14 protein-coding genes, 2 tRNA genes and 1 other RNA gene are annotated in these 18491 nt (G+C 57.1%); 8 read left to right on the forward strand and 9 right to left on the reverse strand.

What is annotated here, in order from left to right; genetic code table 11:
* Window positions 1-152 precede the first annotated feature (152 nt).
* Window positions 153-1166, reverse strand: coding sequence for a two-component system response regulator RssB (gene rssB, locus ACP4QI_RS12715; RefSeq protein ID WP_142490111.1), 1014 nt, complete (start codon window positions 1164-1166; stop codon window positions 153-155).
* 92 nt (window positions 1167-1258) lie between these two features.
* A complete protein-coding gene (gene rssA, locus ACP4QI_RS12720; RefSeq protein WP_142489835.1) occupies window positions 1259-2161 on the reverse strand; it encodes a patatin-like phospholipase RssA in 903 nt (300 codons plus the stop codon).
* 114 nt (window positions 2162-2275) lie between these two features.
* Between rssA and ACP4QI_RS12725 the strand changes: the two genes are divergently transcribed.
* From ACP4QI_RS12725 to ACP4QI_RS12745, 5 genes are all read left to right on the forward strand, one after another.
* On the forward strand, window positions 2276-2734 hold the full coding sequence (locus ACP4QI_RS12725) for a YchJ family protein (protein ID WP_285111318.1): 459 nt from the start codon (window positions 2276-2278) through the stop codon (window positions 2732-2734).
* Window positions 2735-2780: 46 nt separating this feature from the next.
* A complete protein-coding gene (gene purU / locus ACP4QI_RS12730) occupies window positions 2781-3623 on the forward strand; it encodes a formyltetrahydrofolate deformylase (RefSeq protein ID WP_142489837.1) in 843 nt (280 codons plus the stop codon).
* Window positions 3624-3779: 156 nt separating this feature from the next.
* A tRNA-Tyr gene (locus ACP4QI_RS12735) sits at window positions 3780-3864 on the forward strand.
* Window positions 3865-3899: 35 nt separating this feature from the next.
* Window positions 3900-3984 (forward strand) — tRNA-Tyr (locus ACP4QI_RS12740).
* A 57-nt stretch (window positions 3985-4041) separates the two neighbouring features.
* Window positions 4042-4168, forward strand: a non-coding RNA gene (locus ACP4QI_RS12745) — RtT sRNA.
* A gap of 140 nt (window positions 4169-4308) precedes the next feature.
* Here the strand turns inward: ACP4QI_RS12745 and ACP4QI_RS12750 are convergent.
* Entirely contained in the window at window positions 4309-4752 is a 444-nt protein-coding gene (locus ACP4QI_RS12750) for an Lrp/AsnC family transcriptional regulator (RefSeq protein WP_142489838.1), read from the reverse strand.
* A 107-nt stretch (window positions 4753-4859) separates the two neighbouring features.
* On the opposite strand from ACP4QI_RS12750, the gene ACP4QI_RS12755 reads away from it, so the two are divergent.
* Window positions 4860-5756: a DMT family transporter gene (locus ACP4QI_RS12755; protein WP_426495391.1), complete on the forward strand. Its 897-nt coding sequence runs from the start codon at window positions 4860-4862 to the stop codon at window positions 5754-5756.
* Here the strand turns inward: ACP4QI_RS12755 and narI are convergent.
* The 5 genes from narI to ACP4QI_RS12780 form a co-directional block, all read right to left on the reverse strand.
* Entirely contained in the window at window positions 5753-6430 is a 678-nt protein-coding gene (narI, locus tag ACP4QI_RS12760; RefSeq protein WP_106993195.1) for a respiratory nitrate reductase subunit gamma, read from the reverse strand. The two genes, ACP4QI_RS12755 and narI, sit on opposite strands and share 4 nt — an antisense overlap.
* Window positions 6430-7140 (reverse strand): nitrate reductase molybdenum cofactor assembly chaperone, encoded by a 711-nt coding sequence (gene narJ / locus ACP4QI_RS12765; protein ID WP_231312151.1) that lies wholly within the window; start codon window positions 7138-7140, stop codon window positions 6430-6432. Before narJ ends, narI begins: the two co-directional genes overlap by 1 nt.
* On the reverse strand, window positions 7137-8672 hold the full coding sequence (narH, locus tag ACP4QI_RS12770) for a nitrate reductase subunit beta (protein WP_142489840.1): 1536 nt from the start codon (window positions 8670-8672) through the stop codon (window positions 7137-7139). The genes narJ and narH overlap by 4 nt, the downstream gene beginning before the upstream one ends.
* Window positions 8669-12412, reverse strand: a complete 3744-nt coding sequence (locus ACP4QI_RS12775) for a nitrate reductase subunit alpha (RefSeq protein WP_142489841.1) — start codon at window positions 12410-12412, stop codon at window positions 8669-8671. The genes narH and ACP4QI_RS12775 overlap by 4 nt, the downstream gene beginning before the upstream one ends.
* Before the next feature lie 380 nt (window positions 12413-12792).
* Window positions 12793-14187, reverse strand: a complete 1395-nt coding sequence (locus tag ACP4QI_RS12780) for a NarK family nitrate/nitrite MFS transporter (protein ID WP_142489842.1) — start codon at window positions 14185-14187, stop codon at window positions 12793-12795.
* A gap of 309 nt (window positions 14188-14496) precedes the next feature.
* On the opposite strand from ACP4QI_RS12780, the gene narX reads away from it, so the two are divergent.
* Window positions 14497-16293: a nitrate/nitrite two-component system sensor histidine kinase NarX gene (gene narX / locus ACP4QI_RS12785; RefSeq protein WP_426495360.1), complete on the forward strand. Its 1797-nt coding sequence runs from the start codon at window positions 14497-14499 to the stop codon at window positions 16291-16293.
* Window positions 16286-16936 carry a two-component system response regulator NarL gene (gene narL, locus ACP4QI_RS12790; RefSeq protein ID WP_142489844.1) on the forward strand — a complete coding sequence of 217 codons (651 nt, stop codon included), beginning with the start codon at window positions 16286-16288 and terminating at the stop codon, window positions 16934-16936. Before narX ends, narL begins: the two co-directional genes overlap by 8 nt.
* 2 nt (window positions 16937-16938) lie before the next feature.
* On the opposite strand, the gene ACP4QI_RS12795 is transcribed toward narL, so the two are convergent.
* Window positions 16939-18342: a YchO/YchP family invasin gene (locus tag ACP4QI_RS12795; RefSeq protein WP_142489845.1), complete on the reverse strand. Its 1404-nt coding sequence runs from the start codon at window positions 18340-18342 to the stop codon at window positions 16939-16941.
* Window positions 18343-18491 lie beyond the last annotated feature (149 nt).

Genomic DNA, 18491 nt, shown 5'->3' on the forward strand with positions numbered 1-18491 from the left:
ACGCGTTCAGTATATCAGTCGGAGGGTGAAGTCCGGGTCTGAAAAGGACGCGCTACCGCTTAATTAGGATAAATACGAATGATAACTTGCACCGATAGTAGCATTGCCAATGAAACGGCGGTAAAGCTATCTACCGTTTAAATTCCAACTGATTATTCCGTGGACAACATTAAGCGTAACCGCCCTCCTGTTCCCCAAATTTGACATTGCCATGAGGTGCAGCGGTGGCTTATTTGATTGAGATAGGTATTGCCTAAGGTTCCTAACGGAACGCCGTTGCTGACCTGAATATGATGTTCGCCAGTATTAAGCGTGGCATTAAGACCGGCAGAAACCAGAATCAAATTTTTCAGGCCGCTGTGGTAATAACCGACCAGTAACGGAAATTGTCCGGGTAAACTTGCCTGACGCAGCAGCTGGTTAACCTGTTTAAGTAAACTCCCCAACTCTGGCAGGCGTTGTCCCTGATGAGAAAGTTGTTCCTGGAGCAAGCCATTAAACAGGGCGCGTAATAATAACGCAGCCAGCACGCCATTATCCCCCGCCCGGGTAACATCCAGACAATAAAATGCCAGATCGTTATCGGATAACGGGGCGATATCCAGCACCAGTCCAGGTTGATCGGCGGCCATCAGCTGACGGTAATTCACTTTGCACCCGGAGATGTTCTGTTGCACCGGAGGCTGCAATTCCTGTAAAAGCTTTGCCGCCGCAGTGGGGTTATTAACCAGCGCATCCCAGTCCTGAAAGAGTCGCTCTTCTTCTTCTACCCGCGAATTAAACATATTGGGATAGAGGCACGCGAGGACAGTTTCACGCAGGCGATTAAGATCTTTCACCGGCTTGAGCAGGACATCCTGCACCCCCAGACGCAACGCTTTGGCGATGTCGGCCATATTCTCGGTCGCGGAAATAACGAGGATGGGGATCTGGTCCCCCGCGTTACGTAAATGTTCCACCAGCTTCAGGCCGTTCATCCGCGGCATGGCGATATCACAAATCATAAGATCAGGCTTCAGCCCTGCCATTTTTTCCAGGGCGTCGACGCCATCCCCTGCAAGTGCTGTTGTTGCTCCCAGTGATGAAAGCCACGAATCCAGTAGTGAGCGGAAAACAGGCTCGTCTTCAACTATAAGAATTTGTTTCCCGGCTAATGGTTGTGTCATGGTCTCTCCCGGCGCTGACAATAGATCAATAGTGGCATGCTATCGGTACTATCGCCTGTCAGATTTTGCTGAAGTAATCAAAAAAAGCGTGCTCAGGCAGAAGCCCGCACCAAAGGTAATAATTCATCCATTTTCTTTTCGACTGCCTGTGCGCCAGCGGTTATTGCCGCCTCTGCACGATGGAAATCGAGCGTTGAAATTTGTGGACAAAAAGGTTGAATCAATATATCCGGCGGGTCACCCGCCATTCGATTGCGTTTCAGGCGATTTTCCAGCACCTGAATCGAGGTGGTCATAATCTCCATCGCCGTCGGCGCAGCGACCCTTTTACGCGTCGCCACACGGCTCAGACGTCCGCGCAGGCGTTCATGCCAGGCGAGATCGTCAAGTGCACCATCATCCGTTTGGGTATTTACCGGCATCAGGTCCTGCTGCATCAGGTGAGCATCATGCTGGAGATCGACCGCAATCACGATGTCGGCCCCCATCGCGCGGGTCAGTGAAATCGGTACAGGATTAACAACGCCGCCGTCCACCAGCCAGTAGCCATTGTGCGGAACTGGCGCCATCAGGCCCGGCATGCTGCAGGAGGCGCGTACGGCAAGATGGATATCGCCTTCGGTGAACCAGATTTCACGGCCGGTGCTGAGGTTGGTCGCAACCGCACCGAAAGGCATTCGGCAGCTGGAGAATTCGGTCAGGGGCATAACCTGGCGGAAACGGTTGAAGACGCGCTCACCGCGTAATAACCCACCACGTTGCCAGGAGAGATCCATCAGGCGCAGGACGTCCCAGTAGCTAAAGGATCGTACCCAGGTTTCCAGCTCGGGGAGTTTGCCACACGAATAAGCGGCCCCCACCAGAGAACCTATTGAACAGCCTGCGACAATATCAATTTCGATACCTAAACGTTGTAAGGCGTTGATCACACCAATATGTGACCAGCCCCGGGCTGCTCCCGAGCCCAACGCCAGTCCGATTTTAACTTTTCTCATTAGCCCTGTTTAACGTCCCCTGGATTCCTGGCATAGCGTCATTGCAACCGCTCAGTTAACATAGTGCCACCCTGGCGTAATGCGCCATTCATTTTTAGTTTCAGGAAGAGCATCGTGTCTCAACTCTGTCCCTGCGGTAGCGCTCACGAGTATAGCCTATGTTGCCAGCGATATCTTACTGGTGAACAGGTTGCACCGGACCCGGCCTCACTTATGCGGTCCCGATATACCGCTTTTGTGATGCGGGACGCAGACTACCTGGTTAAGACCTGGCACCCATCGTGCCATGCTGTTGATTTTCGTGAGGAGATCGAGGCCGGTTTTGCGAATACGCAATGGGCCGGTCTGACCCAGTACGAAACGGCAGTAGGCAAGGACGAAAACGAGGGGTTTGTCAGTTTTGTTGCCCGCTTTACCGAGCAGGGGAAAGCGGGCGCCATCATCGAACGCTCGCGTTTCTTAAAGGAAGGCGGACGGTGGTACTATATTGACGGTACGCGTCCGCAGTTCGGTCGTAATGACCCCTGCCCCTGTGGTTCAGGTAAAAAATTTAAAAAGTGTTGCGGGCAATAAGGCCTGACGACACCGTTTCAGCAAACATGCAAAGGATTTTCCGGCAATGCAATCAACACAACGCAAAGTGCTGCGCACCATTTGTCCCGACCAGAAAGGGCTGATCGCCCGTATTACCAACATCTGCTATAAGCATGAACTTAACATCGTGCAGAACAACGAGTTTGTTGATCACCGTACCGGCCGCTTCTTTATGCGTACCGAGCTGGAAGGGATTTTCAATGACGTGACGCTGCTGGCCGATCTGGACGGCGCGCTGCCGGAAGGTTCCGTGCGCGAGCTGACTCCCGCCGGTCGTCGCCGTGTGGTGATTCTGGTCACTAAAGAGGCCCACTGTCTGGGCGATCTGCTGATGAAAGCCAACTACGGCGGTCTGGATGTGGAGATCGCCGCGGTCATTGGCAACCACGAGACGCTGCGCACCCTGGTTGAGCGCTTTGATATTCCGTTTGAGCTGGTCAGCCATGAGGGCCACACCCGCGAAGAGCATGACAATTTAATGGCGCAGGCCATCGAAGCGCATAACCCGGATTACGTGGTGCTGGCAAAATACATGCGCGTGCTGACGCCATCCTTCGTCGCGCGGTTCCCGAATAAGATCATCAATATTCACCACTCGTTCCTGCCGGCCTTTATTGGGGCGCGTCCTTATCACCAGGCGTATGAACGCGGCGTGAAGATCATTGGCGCCACGGCGCACTACGTGAATGACAACCTGGATGAAGGCCCAATCATCATGCAGGACGTGATTCATGTCGATCACACCTACACGGCAGAAGATATGATGCGTGCCGGACGCGACGTTGAGAAAAATGTGTTAAGCCGGGCGCTGTATCAGGTGCTGGCGCAGCGTGTCTTTGTGTACGGTAACAGAACGATAATTCTTTAATCCTTTATAAAATGAATTGATTAGCTTTGCGGCTTTATGCATAAAAATCAGGCAAACGATTCAATTTAGCAAAGGAAGTCTTTACAGGGGCGCGTCATTTGATATGATGCGCCCCGCTTCCCGCAAGGAAGCAGGCCAGTAAAAGCATTACCCCGTGGTGGGGTTCCCGAGCGGCCAAAGGGAGCAGACTGTAAATCTGCCGTCATCGACTTCGAAGGTTCGAATCCTTCCCCCACCACCATCTTCAAGCTTTACCTCAAAATGTGAATTGCCCCTGGTGGGGTTCCCGAGCGGCCAAAGGGAGCAGACTGTAAATCTGCCGTCATCGACTTCGAAGGTTCGAATCCTTCCCCCACCACCATCACCTTCACCTTCACCTTCAAAGCATACCGACTCTCAAACAAGCACATTGCCTTATATTCTTCCGATGCAGGGAAGGATGAGAAGCTTCGACCAAGGTTCGATTCGAGCGCAGCGAGAAAGCGTTGCCGCAGGCAACGACCCGAAGGGCGAGGCGCAGCCGAGTTATCCTTCCCCCACCACCATCACATCTCTGAAAAAAACCAAATCAACGGCATTATCCGGCTTCTGCGTACCTGTTTTCCCCGGTGGCGCTGCGCTTACCGGGGCTACAAAACCGAACCGTAGGCCGGGTAAGGCGCAGCCGCCACCCGGCGACATCCAACTACAACGGTGGCAACCGACGGGTGACCGGTGAACTCTTCACAATCGACGTATTGCACTGGGCATGTTCCGCCAGCCCATCCAGCAGCATATCCAGCTGCGCGATCGAGCGCACCACCAGCCTGATGACAAAACAGTCCTCGCCGGTCACTTTGTCGCTTTCAATACACTCCGGCATCGCCTGAATATATTTATCTACCTTATGCAATAACCCCGGCAACGGGCGCACGCGCACCAGCGCTTGCAGGGTATAGCCTAACGCCGCCAGGTTCACCCGGGCGCCGTATCCCTGAACGACGCCCCGCTCCTCCAGCCTTTTTAACCGCTCTGCCGTGCTGGGCGACGTGAGCCCCACCCGACCGCTCAACACCTTCAGCGACATGCGCGCATCCTCCACCAGACAGGCCAGAATCCGGCGGTCGATCTCATCGATAAGGTATTCCATAACTTCCACCTAATTTATAAAAGCAAATCACCCCTACCACCTTAATTCAGCGCTGTAAAACCGGACACGTTTTTTCAACAATAAGGGTATTAATCAGGAGGTGTATGATGCGTGACATTCAACAGGGCGTCTGGCAAATGAGCCTGGCGATGCTGATATCCGGCTCTATCGGCGCTTTTGTTTTACTCTCGGGCTTACCGGTGACGGAAGTGGTGTTCTGGCGCTGTCTGATTGGCGCCATTACGCTGTTTCTCTTTATTCGATTCAGTAAACAGCCTTTCAGCCCGTTAACCAAAGTCACGCTGGCCCTCGCCATTTTTGGCGGCGTCGCGCTGGTGGTGAACTGGCTGCTGCTGTTCGCCGCCTTTGAGCGTATCTCTATCGGCCTGTCGACGGTGGTTTATAACACCCAGCCCTTTATGCTGGTGCTGATGGGCATGCTGCTGGGCGAACGGGTGAGTCTGGTGAAGTGGGGTTGGTTATTCCTCGCCTTTGGCGGCGTGGTTATTCTGCTCTCCAGCGAACTGACCGGCGGGCATGAAGCGGGATGGCTGGCCGGAATCGGCCTGGCGCTGGGCGCAGCTTTCTTCTATGCCCTCACCGCCATCATCACGCGGAAGTTAAAGACTCTCGCGCCGCAGCATATCGCCTTTATTCAGGTCCTGACCGGCGTGGTGATGCTTCTGCCGCTGGCGCATATGCCGACCTTCTCCGCCGATTTCCCGTGGGGGATTTTATTGACGCTGGGTATTGTCCACACCGGGATCATGTATCAGCTGCTCTACAGCGCCATTCAGAAACTCCCTACCCCTGTTATCGGCTCGCTGTCGTTTATCTATCCGGTGGTTGCGCTGATTGTCGATAATCTGGTGTTTGGCCACTCGCTGAGCCTCACTCAGCTGGCCGGTGGGGCCTTGATTCTGCTTGCCGCCGCGGGCAACAACCTGGGTTGGGGCGAAAAAAAACCCCGCCAGAGCGGGGTTCAGATTAAAACAGCGGATTAGCGACGGGCACGCACAATCTGATATCTGCGCGTCAGGTACTCCACCGGCGCGCTCCAGATATGCACCAGACGGGAGAACGGGAACAGCAGGAACAGGGTCATACCCAGCACCAGGTGCACGCGGAAGACAAAGGCCACGCCGTCCAGATGCTCAGACGCACCGCCGTGGAAGGTCACCACCGACTGCGCCCAACCCACCAGCTTCAGCATTTCACTCCCGTCCATGTGTTGTGCGGAGAACGGAATAGTCAGCAGGCCCAGCGCACACTGCACCATCAGCAGGGAGAGGATCAGAATATCCGCCCCGGTAGTGGTGGCGCGCACGCGCGGGCTGAACAGACGACGCTTCAGCAGCATCAGGCCGCCCACCAGGGTCATCACGCCGCAGGCCCCCCCGGCAATCATCGCCATCTTCTGCTTCACGTCCATCGGCAGGAAGGATTCATACATCCAGTGCGGGGTCAGCATGCCCAGGAAGTGGCCGGCAAAGATACCCAGAATCCCGATGTGGAACAGGTTCGACGCCATGTTCATCCCTTTGCGATCCAGCATCTGGCTTGAGGCGGCGCGCCAGGTGTACTGGCCGTAGTCGTAACGCAGCCAGCTACCAATCAGAAATACCGAACCCGCAATGTACGGATAGATATCGAAGAAGAACATATTCAGGAAGTGCATTATTGCTGTCCTCCGTTAGAGATATTCAAATATTGCGGGGCAACGGCACCGGCAAAACGACGCTGGTGAGCAGAGATTTCCGACTCGCCGCAGCTCTGGTCAGCAAAGAACTTCACCTGCTCCTCTTCCCAGACCGCATCCAGCGCCTGCGGGGTGTCATCCCGGGCTTCATCCGCGATTTTCTCCGCCACTTTTTCACTGTCGACCGAGGCGTTGGCCAGCTTCACCAGCAGATCGAACAGCACCGCATAGCGGCTTTCACGCTGCTGAAGACGCGCACCCAGTAACGCCAGGATCGGCGCGATATCCTGCAAACCGCCCAGCGCCTCTTCTTTCGGCAACTGCGCCAGATATTCCAGATACAGCGGGAGGTGATCCGGCAGCTCGCGGCTGTCGAGATGCAAACCGTGCTGCTCGTACTGGGCCATCAGATCGACCATCGCCTGACCGCGATCGCGGGATTCGCCGTGTACATGTTCAAACAGCAGCAGCGACGTGGCACGGCCGCGATCGAACAGCTGGCTGTAGTCAGACTGGGCATCCAGAAGATCGCGCGCCAGCAGGTCGCGGAGGAAAACGCCCAGTGTCTGGGCATCCTCTTTATCCAGGTTTTCCGATGACGCGAGTGCATCGAAGAGTTCCTGTTGATGCTGCACAAGCGCAGCATCCGGGTACTCGAGCAGACGCGAAACAATGACGAGTTCAATCATTGGTGCGGCTCCGTTTTGCTGGTCACATCCATCGCATCGATGCGGCGGCTGTTGAACAGGTTGAATTTGTTGTCTGAACCGTGGCAACCATCGCCGAAGGTAAAGCCACACCCGCTTTTCTCCGGGAAGGCTTCACGCGCCAGCTCACGGTGGCTGCTTGGCACCACGAAACGATCTTCGTAGTTGGCAATTGCCAGGTAACGGTACATCTCCTGGGCCTGGGCTTCGCTCAGACCCACCTCTTCCAGCGCACGGGTATCAATCACGCCGTCAACGGTTTCGGTGCGTTTGAAGTGGCGCATCGCCAGCATGCGTTTCAGGGCCAGCAGTACCGGCTGGGTGTCACCTGCGGTCAGCAGGTTCGCCAGATACTGAACCGGGATACGCAGGCTTTCGACATCCGGCAGGATACCGTTGCTGCCCAGCTCGCCCGCGTCCGCCGCGGACTGAATTGGAGACAGCGGCGGCACGTACCAGACCATTGGCAATGTGCGGTATTCCGGGTGCAGCGGCAGGGCCAGCTTCCAGTCCATCGCCATTTTGTAGACCGGCGACTGCTGCGCCGCGTCGATCACGCTCTGCGGAATCCCGTCTGCCAGCGCCTGAGCGATCACTTTCGGATCGTTCGGATCGAGGAACACGTCCAGCTGACGCTGATAGAGATCTTTCTCGTTCTCGGTGCTCGCCGCGTTCTCAATCGCATCCGCGTCGTACAGCAGCACGCCGAGGTAGCGGATACGGCCTACGCAGCTTTCAGAACAGACGGTCGGCATCCCGGCTTCGATACGCGGGTAGCAGAAGATGCACTTCTCGGACTTACCGCTCTTCCAGTTGAAGTAGATCTTTTTGTACGGGCAGCCGGTGATGCACATACGCCAGCCGCGGCACTTGTCCTGGTCGATCAGCACGATGCCGTCTTCTTCACGCTTGTAGATGGCACCGCTCGGGCAGGTCGCCACGCACGCCGGGTTAAGGCAGTGTTCGCACAGGCGCGGCAGATACATCATGAAGGTGTTTTCGAACTGGCCGTACATCGCCTTCTGCATGTTGTCGAAGTTCTGGTCTTTGGCGCGTTTTTCGAACTCGCCGCCCAGAATCTCTTCCCAGTTTGGCCCGCTGGTGATTTTGTCCATGCGCTGACCGGTGATCAGCGAGCGTGGACGGGCAATCGGCTGGTGTTTACTCTCCGGCGCGTTGTGCAGGTTCTGGTAGTCAAAATCAAACGGCTCGTAGTAATCGTCGATGCCCGGCAGATGCGGGTTTGCGAAGATTTTACCCAGCAGCAACGCGCGGTTACCCATGCGTGGCTGCAGCTTACCGTTGATTTTACGGATCCAGCCGCCCTTCCACTTCTCCTGGTTTTCCCAGTCGGTCGGGAAGCCGGTGCCCGGCTTGCTTTCGACGTTGTTGAACCAGGCGTACTCCATACCTTCCCGGCTGGTCCAGACATTTTTACAGGTGACTGAGCAGGTATGACAGCCGATGCATTTATCCAGATTCAGCACCATGCCGACTTGTGAACGAATTTTCATTTTACGCTCTCCTGTACCTGGTCATTACCTTCGCCGTCTAACCAGTTAATATTCTTCATCTTACGTACCACCACGAACTCATCGCGGTTCGATCCTACGGTGCCGTAGTAGTTAAAGCCGTAGGCCAGCTGCGCATAGCCGCCGATCATGTGGGTCGGTTTCGGCGTAATACGGGTCACGGAGTTGTGGATCCCGCCGCGCTGCTCGGTGATCTCTGAACCCGGCAGGTTAACGATACGTTCCTGGGCGTGGTACATCATGGTCATCCCGGCCGGGACACGCTGGCTCACTACCGCACGCGCCGTCAGGGCACCGTTGCTGTTAAACACTTCGATCCAGTCGTTATCTTCAATACCCAGATCTTTGGCGTCCGCTTCGCTCATCCAGACAATCGGACCACCGCGCGACAGGGTCAGCATCAGCAGGTTGTCGCTGTAGGTGGAGTGGATACCCCACTTCTGGTGCGGCGTCAGGAAGTTCAGCGCCTTCTCAGGGTTTCCGTTGGATTTCGCGCCCATTACGGCTTTTACCGAACGGGTGTCGATTGGCGGACGGTACACCAGCAGACTTTCACCGAAGTCGCGCATCCACTGGTGATCCTGATACAGAGACTGACGACCGGTCAGGGTACGCCATGGGATCAGCTCGTGAACGTTGGTGTAGCCGGCGTTATAGGAGACGTGCTCATCTTCCAGACCAGACCAGGTCGGGCTGGAGATGATTTTGCGCGGCTGGGCCTGAATATCGCGGAAGCGGATTTTCTCTTCCTCTTTATTCGTCGCCAGATGCGTGTGGTCACGGCCGGTAAATTCACTCAGCGCTGCCCAGGCTTTCACGGCCACGTGGCCGTTGGTTTCCGGGGCCAGGGTCAGGATCATCTCTGCCGCATCAATCGCGGTGTTCAGCATTGGCTGACCTTTGGCCGGGCCGTCCGCTTTGGTGTAGTTGAGCTTACGCAGCAGGTCCATTTCGGTCTGGGTGTTCCAGCCAATCCCTTTCCCGCCGTTACCGATTTTTTCCATCAGCGGGCCGATAGAGGTAAAGCGCTCGTAGGTTGCCGGATAGTCACGTTCAACCGGAATGATGTGCGGCGCCGTTACGCCCGGGATCAGGTCACATTCGCCTTTTTTCCAGTCCTTCACGTCCAGCGGCTGCGCCAGTTCGGCAGCGGAATCGTGCTGGATGGGCAGCGTCACTACGTCAGTCTCTTTGCCGAGGTGCCCCACGCAGACTTCGGAGAATTTCTTCGCGATATCTTTGTAGATATCCCAGTCGCTTTTCGATTCCCAGGCCGGGTCAACGGCGGCAGACAGCGGATGAATAAACGGATGCATATCCGAGGTATTCATGTCGTCTTTTTCATACCAGGTGGCGGTTGGCAGCACGATGTCGGAATACAGGCAGGTGCTGGAGAGACGGAAGTCCAGGGTCACCACCAGATCCAGCTTGCCGTCGAGACCGTTGTCTTTCCACTCCACCTCTTCCGGCTTCACGCCGCCCTGCTTGCCGAGATCTTTACCCTGGATACCGTTTTCGGTACCGAGCAGGTATTTCAGCATGTACTCGTGGCCTTTACCGGACGAACCCAGCAGGTTTGAGCGCCAGATAAACAGGTTGCGCGGGTGGTTTTTACCGTTCTCAGGCTGTTCCGCCGCAAAGCGAATCGAGCCCTCTTTCAGGGATTTGACGGTGTAGTCCACCGGCGTCATGCCCGCCTTCTTCGCCTCTTCCGCGATACGCAGCGGGTTGGTTCCCAGCTGAGGTGCAGACGGTAGCCAGCCCATACGCTCTGCGCGCACGTTGAAGTCGATCAGGTGGCCGCTGTAGCGGGATTTATCCGCCATCGGGGAGAGCAGCTCCTGGGCAGTCACCGTCTCGTAGCGCCACTGGCTGGAGTGGTTATAGAAGTAAGAGGTGCTGTTCATGTGACGCGCCGGACGCTGCCAGTCGAGGGCAAACGCCAGCGGCTGCCAGCCGGTCTGCGGACGCAGTTTTTCCTGGCCGACATAGTGTGCCCAGCCGCCGCCGCTCTGACCGACGCAGCCGCAGAAGATCAGCATGTTGATCAGGCCGCGATAGTTCATATCGAGGTGATACCAGTGGTTCAGACCGGCACCGACGATGATCATTGAACGACCGTGAGTCTTGTCGGCGTTATCGGCAAATTCACGTGCGGTACGGATGATGTGCGCCCGTGGTACGCCGGTGATCTGCTCCGCCCATGCCGGGGTGTAAGCTTTTACGTCGTCATAGTGAGTGGCGCAGTTTTCATCATTCAGACCGCGCTCCAGGCCGTAGTTGGCCAGGGTCAGGTCGTAAACGGTGGTCACCAGCGCGGTAGTACCATCGGCCAGCTGCAGGCGTTTCACCGGCAGTTTGTGCATCAGGATGTTCTGCAGCTCAACCTTGTTGAAGTGCTCTGAACCTTCGCCGCCAAAGTACGGGAAGCCGACATCGGCGATCTCGTCCTGGCTGCCCAGCATGCTCAGGCGCAGTTCGGTCTCTTCGCCGGACGTGCCATCGCGCTGCTCAAGGTTCCATTTGCCCTTCTCGCCCCAGCGGAAACCGATAGAGCCGTTCGGCGCAATCATGTCGCCATTGCTGTTGTAGGCAACGGTTTTCCACTCCGGATTATTTTCCTGGCCCAGCGCATCCACCAGGTCGGCGGCACGCAGCATACGACCCGCGGCGTAATAACCGTCACGCTCTTCCAGCATCACCAGCATCGGCATGTCGGTATATTTGCGCACGTAGTCGGTGAAGTACTGGCTTGGCTTGTCGAGGTGGAACTCACGCAGCATCACGTGGCCCATCGCCAGCGCCATCGCGGCATCGGTACCCTGCTTCGGTGCCAGCCACAGGTCGCACAGCTTGGCGATTTCGGCGTAGTCCGGGGTCACGGCAACGGTTTTGGTGCCTTTGTAACGCACTTCGGTAAAGAAGTGGGCGTCCGGGGTACGGGTCTGCGGAACGTTAGAGCCCCAGGCGATGATGTAGCTGGAGTTGTACCAGTCGGCGGATTCTGGCACATCGGTCTGCTCGCCCCAGGTCTGTGGAGACGCAGGCGGCAGGTCGCAGTACCAGTCGTAGAAGCTCAGGCAGGTACCGCCAATCAGGGAGAGATAACGCGCGCCGGACGCATAGGAGACCATCGACATCGCCGGGATCGGCGAGAAGCCCGCGACACGGTCCGGGCCGTAGGTTTTAACGGTATAAACGTTAGAGGCGGCAATCAGCTCATTCACTTCCTGCCAGGAGGAGCGGACAAAACCGCCGCGACCGCGCGCCTGCTTGAAGCTTTTCGCTTTGTCGGCGTCTTCGATAATAGAGGCCCAGGCCTCAACCGGATCGCTGTGCTGCACTTTCGCTTCACGCCACATTTTCATCAGGCGTTTACGCATCAGCGGATATTTCAGGCGGTTAGCGCTGTAGAGATACCAGGAGTAGCTGGCGCCACGCGGGCAGCCACGCGGTTCGTGGTTTGGCATATCCGGGCGGGTGCGCGGGTAGTCGGTCTGCTGCATTTCCCAGGTCACCAGACCGTTTTTCACGAAAATCTTCCAGCTGCATGAGCCGGTGCAGTTTACGCCGTGGGTGGAACGGACAACTTTGTCATGCTGCCAGCGCTGACGGTAACCGTCTTCCCAGTCCCGGTTGGTCTCCAGAACCTGGCCGTGCCCATCGGCAAAAGTTTCACCCTTCTGTTTGAAGTAGCGAAACCGGTCCAAAAATTTGCTCATCGGGTATCTCCTGTGTGGAGCCTGTGGCTCTCTAAATCGACATTGCTGATTTGCAGCGAAGGTAACGCTATGAAAGATGGCGGGAATTGATAACGATCAAGAGGAACGGGGGATGTTTAGAGGGGCTAATTCTCTCCTACCCCTAAAGCGGTACAGAGGAAAACGCATCAAGTTGCTGTTTTATATGTCTATTTGTGATTTATCGTACAAAAGTATGCCTGGAAGTTTTACAGAGTGGTATTAAGGGGTAGAGCGTCCTGATTAGCGATGGCGATCACAGCGGCTGCCCGGCGGCAGAGGGTACCGCCTTTAGTATGTTGTAACTAAATACAGGATAAAAAAAGCGCGGCACCAGGCCGCGCAAACGGATAATCACTTACTTACTTTTTATTAGAATTGCGTCCATATACCAGCCAGGTGACAAACACGCAGACGATATAGAAAACGAGGAACACTTTCATGGCACCCGCCGGAGAGCCGGTCAGATCCAGCGAAATGCCGAACGCTTTAGGGATAAAGAACCCGCCAATCGCGCCAATCGCAGAGATGAAGCCCAGCGCGGCTGCGGTGTCGGTGGCCGCTTCACGCATCGCCTGCTGCTCGTTGCCGCCCTGCGCTTTTACGCGATCCATCGTCAGCTTACGGAAGATCACCGAAATCATCTGGAAGGTGGAAGCACTGCCCAGCCCGGCCGTCAGGAACAGCACCATAAACACCGCGAAGAAGGCGCCAAAATTACCGCCCACGCCGTTTACCGGCAGGGTCATGAACAGCAGGGCGCAGAAGATCGCCATCACCACAAAGTTCACCAGGGTGACGCGGGTACCACCCAGACGGTCGGAGATCATCCCCCCGGTGGAGCGCGCCAGTGCGCCAATGAACGGACCGAAGAAGGCGTAGTGCAGGATCTGCACGTCCGGGAACTGGGTTTTTGACAGCATCGCAAACCCGGCGGAGAAGCCGATAAAGGAGCCGAAGGTCGCCAGATAGAGCAGCGCCATGATCCACAGGTGGGCACGCTTCAGCACCGGCAGCTGTTCGCTGAGGGAGGCTTTCGACGCCGCCAGATCGTTCATGCCGAACCATGCGGCCAGGGTTAAGACCACCAGGAACGGCACCCAGATCCACGCGGCATTCTGCAGGAACAGGTAAGAGCCATCAGCCTGCTCAACGCCCGCACCGCCAAAGGCCGCAAAGATAGAGACCGAAATCGCCAGCGGCGCAATCAGCTGCATCACGCTGACGCCCATGTTGCCCAGACCGCCGTTGATCCCCAGCGCCCCGCCCTGCTTCTGTTTCGGGAAGAAGAAGCTGATGTTGGCCATGCTGGAGGCAAAGTTAGCCCCGGCAAAACCGCACAGCAGGGAGATAATCACAAAGACGCTAAACGGAGTAGAGGTATCCTGTACCGCAAAGCCCAGCCACACGCACGGAATAATCATGATCCCGGTACTGAACGCGGTCCAGCGGCGACCGCCGAACAGCGGCACCATAAAGGCATAAGGCACACGCAGCAGCGCACCGGAGAGTGCCGGCAGCGCCGTTAACATAAACAGCTGGTCGGTGGTAAATTTGAAGCCCACTTTTGGCAGGTTAACCGCGACGGCGCTGAACAACATCCAGACGCAAAACGCCAGCAGCAGGCAGGGAACGGAAATCCAAAGATTACGACTGGCTATACGTTGGCCGCGCTGTTGCCAGAACGCCGGATCTTCCGGACGCCACTCCGTAATAACCGGGCCAGAATCCCTTTCGGGGGTAGTTGAGTGACTCATAGACACCTCTGATTCTTAAAAGATGCTACAAAGATCAGGGTTTTAAGCTGGCGGTAAGTTGATATAAATCAAGGAGAAGGCGGGCAAATTACGCGAAGAAAAGTTGTGCTACTCCCTCGTGAGTAGCGCATTCCGCTAAAAAAGGTGTGGTTTTTCACGGTGCTGCTACTCCCGGCTTACCCCCTCCTCCCATTCGTCCGACAAATGGCAATTAGTAGGTAATCCTTTTTAGGTATGGGTATACTCCAGGGTATGCCTGAGAATAGAGCCCTTGCCGAGTCCAGGCATTGTCAGGAGCCAGACTGCCCTATGTTTAAACGCTGTTTTTCACCGCTGACGCTGATTAATCAACTGGTACTTATTGTCATGCTGTCTACCGCAATCGGGGTGACGGGAATGGCAATTTCCGGCTGGCTGGTTCAGGGCGTACAGGGCAGCGCGCACGCCATTAACAAGGCCGGTTCACTGCGCATGCAGAGCTACCGCCTGCTGGCGGCGATCCCGTTGGAAGCCAAAGACCAGACGTTACTCGATGAAATGAACGCCACGGCGTTCAGCCCGGAACTGCAAAGCGCGGCACAGCGCGATAACCAGCAGGCGCAGCTGAAAGCCCTGCAGGATTACTGGCAAAATCAGCTGGCCCCGGGGCTCCGTCAGGCGCAAAACCCCGACGCGGTCGCCAGTGATGTCTCCGGTTTTGTCAGCCGCCTCGATAATCTGGTCACCGCCTTCGACCGCAGCACTGAACAACGTATTGAGCGGGTGGTACTGATGCAGCGGCTGATGGTGCTGTTTATGGCGCTGCTGCTGATATTCACCATTCTCTGGCTACGCGCCAGGCTGCTGCACCCCTGGCGGCAACTGCTGGCGGTGGCCCGCGCCGTCACCCAGCGCGATTTTACCCAGCGCGCGCACATCAACGGGCGCAACGAAATGGCCATGCTCGGCGAAGCGCTGAACACTATGTCCGGCGAGCTGGCTGAAAGCTACGCGGTGCTGGAACAGCGGGTGCGGGAAAAAACCGCCGGGCTGGAGCAGAAAAACGAGATCCTCTCCTTCCTCTGGCAGGCTAACCGCCGTCTACACTCGCAGGTGCCGATGTGCGAGCGGCTCTCGCCGGTGCTCAACGGGTTGCAGAATCTGACCCTGTTGCACGATATCGAGCTGCGGGTGTATGACCTGGAAGATGAAGAGAATCATCAGGAATTTACCTGTCAGTCAGATATGAGCTGCGATGAAATCGGCTGCCATCTCTGTCCGCGCGGCCTGCCGCCGCTGACCACCAGCGGCACGACCTTGAAGTGGCGGCTGGCGGATAACCTGACGCAGTACGGCATTTTACTGGCGACCCTGCCCGCCGGACGCCATCTGAGCCACGATCAGCAGCAGCTGGTCGACACCCTTGTGGAGCAGCTGACCGCCACCCTGGCGCTCGATCGCCATCAGGAAAAACAGCAGCAGCTGATTGTGATGGAAGAGCGCGCCACCATTGCCCGGGAGCTGCACGACTCCATCGCCCAGTCGCTCTCCTGCATGAAGATGCAGGTCAGCTGTCTGCAGATGCAGGATACCGACCTGCCGGAGAGCAGCAAACAGCTGTTAAGCCAGATCCGCAACGAGCTGAACACCTCCTGGGTGCAGCTGCGTGAACTGCTGACCACCTTCCGCCTGCAGCTGACGGAGCCCGGATTGCGGCCTGCGCTGGAGGCCAGTTGCCAGGAGTTCAGCGCCCGACTCGGCTTTACCGTGTCGCTGGACTACCAGCTGCCGCCGCGGTTTGTGCCCTCGCACCAAGCCATCCATCTGCTGCAGATCGCCCGCGAAGCGTTGAGCAACGCGCTGAAGCATTCCGGAGCGACGGCGGTCTCACTCACCGTGAGCCAACACGATAATCAGGTCAAACTGGTGGTGCGCGACAACGGCTGCGGCATACCGGCAAACGCCGAAAGAAGTAACCACTACGGTCTGATTATTATGCGCGACCGCGCACAAAGTCTGCGTGGAGATTGTCAGGTTCGCCCAGGTGAATCTGGCGGAACGGACGTTATCGTCACTTTTATTCCCGAAAAGCCTCTTTTTACTGCCCAAGGAGAACACCATGTCTAATCAGGAGCCGGCAACAATCCTGTTGATCGACGACCATCCGATGCTGCGCACCGGCGTAAAACAACTTATCAGCATGGCGTCGGATATCACCGTCGTGGGCGAGGCCAGCAACGGGGAACAGGGCATTGAACTGGCCGAGGCTCTCGATCCTGATTTGATCCTGCTCGACCTCAATATGCCCGGCATGAACGGCCTCGAAACCCTGGACAGGCTGCGCGAAAAATCGCTCTCCGGGCGGGTGGTGGTGTTCAGCGTCTCCAACCATGAAGAGGACGTGGTCACCGCCCTGAAACGCGGCGCCGATGGCTACCTGTTAAAAGACATGGAGCCGGAAGAGTTGCTGAAATCCCTGCAGCAGGCGGCGGCCGGTGACATGGTGCTGAGCGAAGCCCTGACCCCGGTGCTGGCGGCCAGCCTGCGCGCCAACCGCGCCACCTCCGACCGCGACGTCAGCCAGCTGACCCCGCGTGAGCGCGATATCCTCAAGCTGATTGCTCAGGGTCTGCCGAACAAGATGATCGCCCGCCGTCTCGATATCACCGAAAGCACGGTCAAAGTGCACGTGAAACATATGCTGAAGAAGATGAAGCTGAAATCACGGGTGGAAGCTGCGGTGTGGGTACATCAGGAACGCATTTTCTGAGTTTACTCGTCCGGCAGCAGCGCCCAGCGCGGATCCTCTTCTGGCAGGGCCAGGAGCGGCTGCGTCAGTGCCAGCGTGATCTCATTGGAAGAGACACGCTGCCCGGCTTTATCTTCCACCACCACCGACAGTTTCCAGCGGTTGCTCGCCCCCTCGCGGTTATCCCACGCCGGCAGAATAATACTCCACCCGTCGCTATCACTGGCCTGCGCCGGTGAGGTCAGGCTCAGCGCCTGGGTATCCCCCTGCCAGTGCAGCGTCCGCACCCCGTGACGGCTGCGAATATCCAGCTTCAGCACCACCGTTTCACCCGGCTTGAGATCCCACGGCGGCGTCGCCAGCCAGACCGACAGCGTTTTCCGCTGGCGGAACTCCAGCACCGGCAGGCTCTCGCGTTCCGGCGGATCGTAACGACTGCCCCGCAGGGATCGGCTGTCCATCACTTCGCTGGCGGAGAGCTGTTTTTTCAGCGGCACCCCGAAGCGATAGTTGAGCTTCAGGCCGAGGTTATTCTGGCTCACCCCGCTCTCCCCCTGCTTGTGGGCGGCGGAGAAGGTCACCAGCGGCACCGGGGTGTAATCGAGCCCCAGATTAACCGCCAGCGGGTTGCGATAGCCGGTACCGGTGTGAAACAGATCGACGTTGTCGCCATAGTATTGTTCAAAACTGACGCTGGTATTGAGGTGATGATAAAACGGCAGCCAGGCTTTGGCGGTGACGTCGTAGCCGCGGGCCATGCGCTGCTCCTCCACCGCCGAGCTGTCACGCCAGCTGGCAAAGGGCTGATAGTAGTTGGCCGACAGGCGCAGGTATTCGCCCCAGGCTTCAGCGCCCAGCCCGGCACGCTGCAGGTTCTCATCCAGCAGATTGTCGTAAAAAGTGTTGTAACCCAGCAGCCATTTGCCCGCCACCCAGCGCTGGCCGATCCCCGCGTTGCTGACCAGGCCGTCTTCCTGCTGGGTGAGCCCAAGCTGGCTCCAGGTCAGGTAGTGATTGTTATCCTGCCAGGGAATAAACCAGCTGCCCTTGCTGCCGGTGAAGCGCCCCTCGTCGTTAACCAGCAGATCGACGCTGGCGTTTCCCCAGGGGGAGAGCCACGATTCGATATGCTGATTGACCTCCTGGCTGACCGCGTCCCGCACCTGGCCGAGGGCGAACTGCCGGGCCTGCTCCTCGGTGGTCAGGCCGTTGTCGGTCATACTGGCCTCACCGAAGGCTTTCGCCATCTCCGCCAGATGCTTTTCACCCTCGCCCGTCGGGGTCGCCATGCCTAAATCCGGCAGGCTGTCGCCGTTATTATCAAAGGGATTTTGCGCCTGCTGGAGAAAGGAATTCGGAGCAGCCTGAACGGCTCCGGCAGAACAGAGGAGGAAAAACAGCCAACGAATGCGGGGAGAAACAACCATCACCGTCGTGAAAGGGCGCCTGTGTTGATGGAAAACAGAGTTAACACCTTAGCGTGATTGAGGAAAAATTTCAGCCCTAAGGGAAATTTCAGGAATATCCTGAAGCTTGATTGCCGGGTGGCGCTGCGCTTACCGACCTGTGGGGCCTG

The organism is Leclercia sp. TB492, from assembly GCF_049974505.2.
In the GTDB taxonomy this organism is placed as follows: domain Bacteria; phylum Pseudomonadota; class Gammaproteobacteria; order Enterobacterales; family Enterobacteriaceae; genus Enterobacter; species Enterobacter adecarboxylatus_C.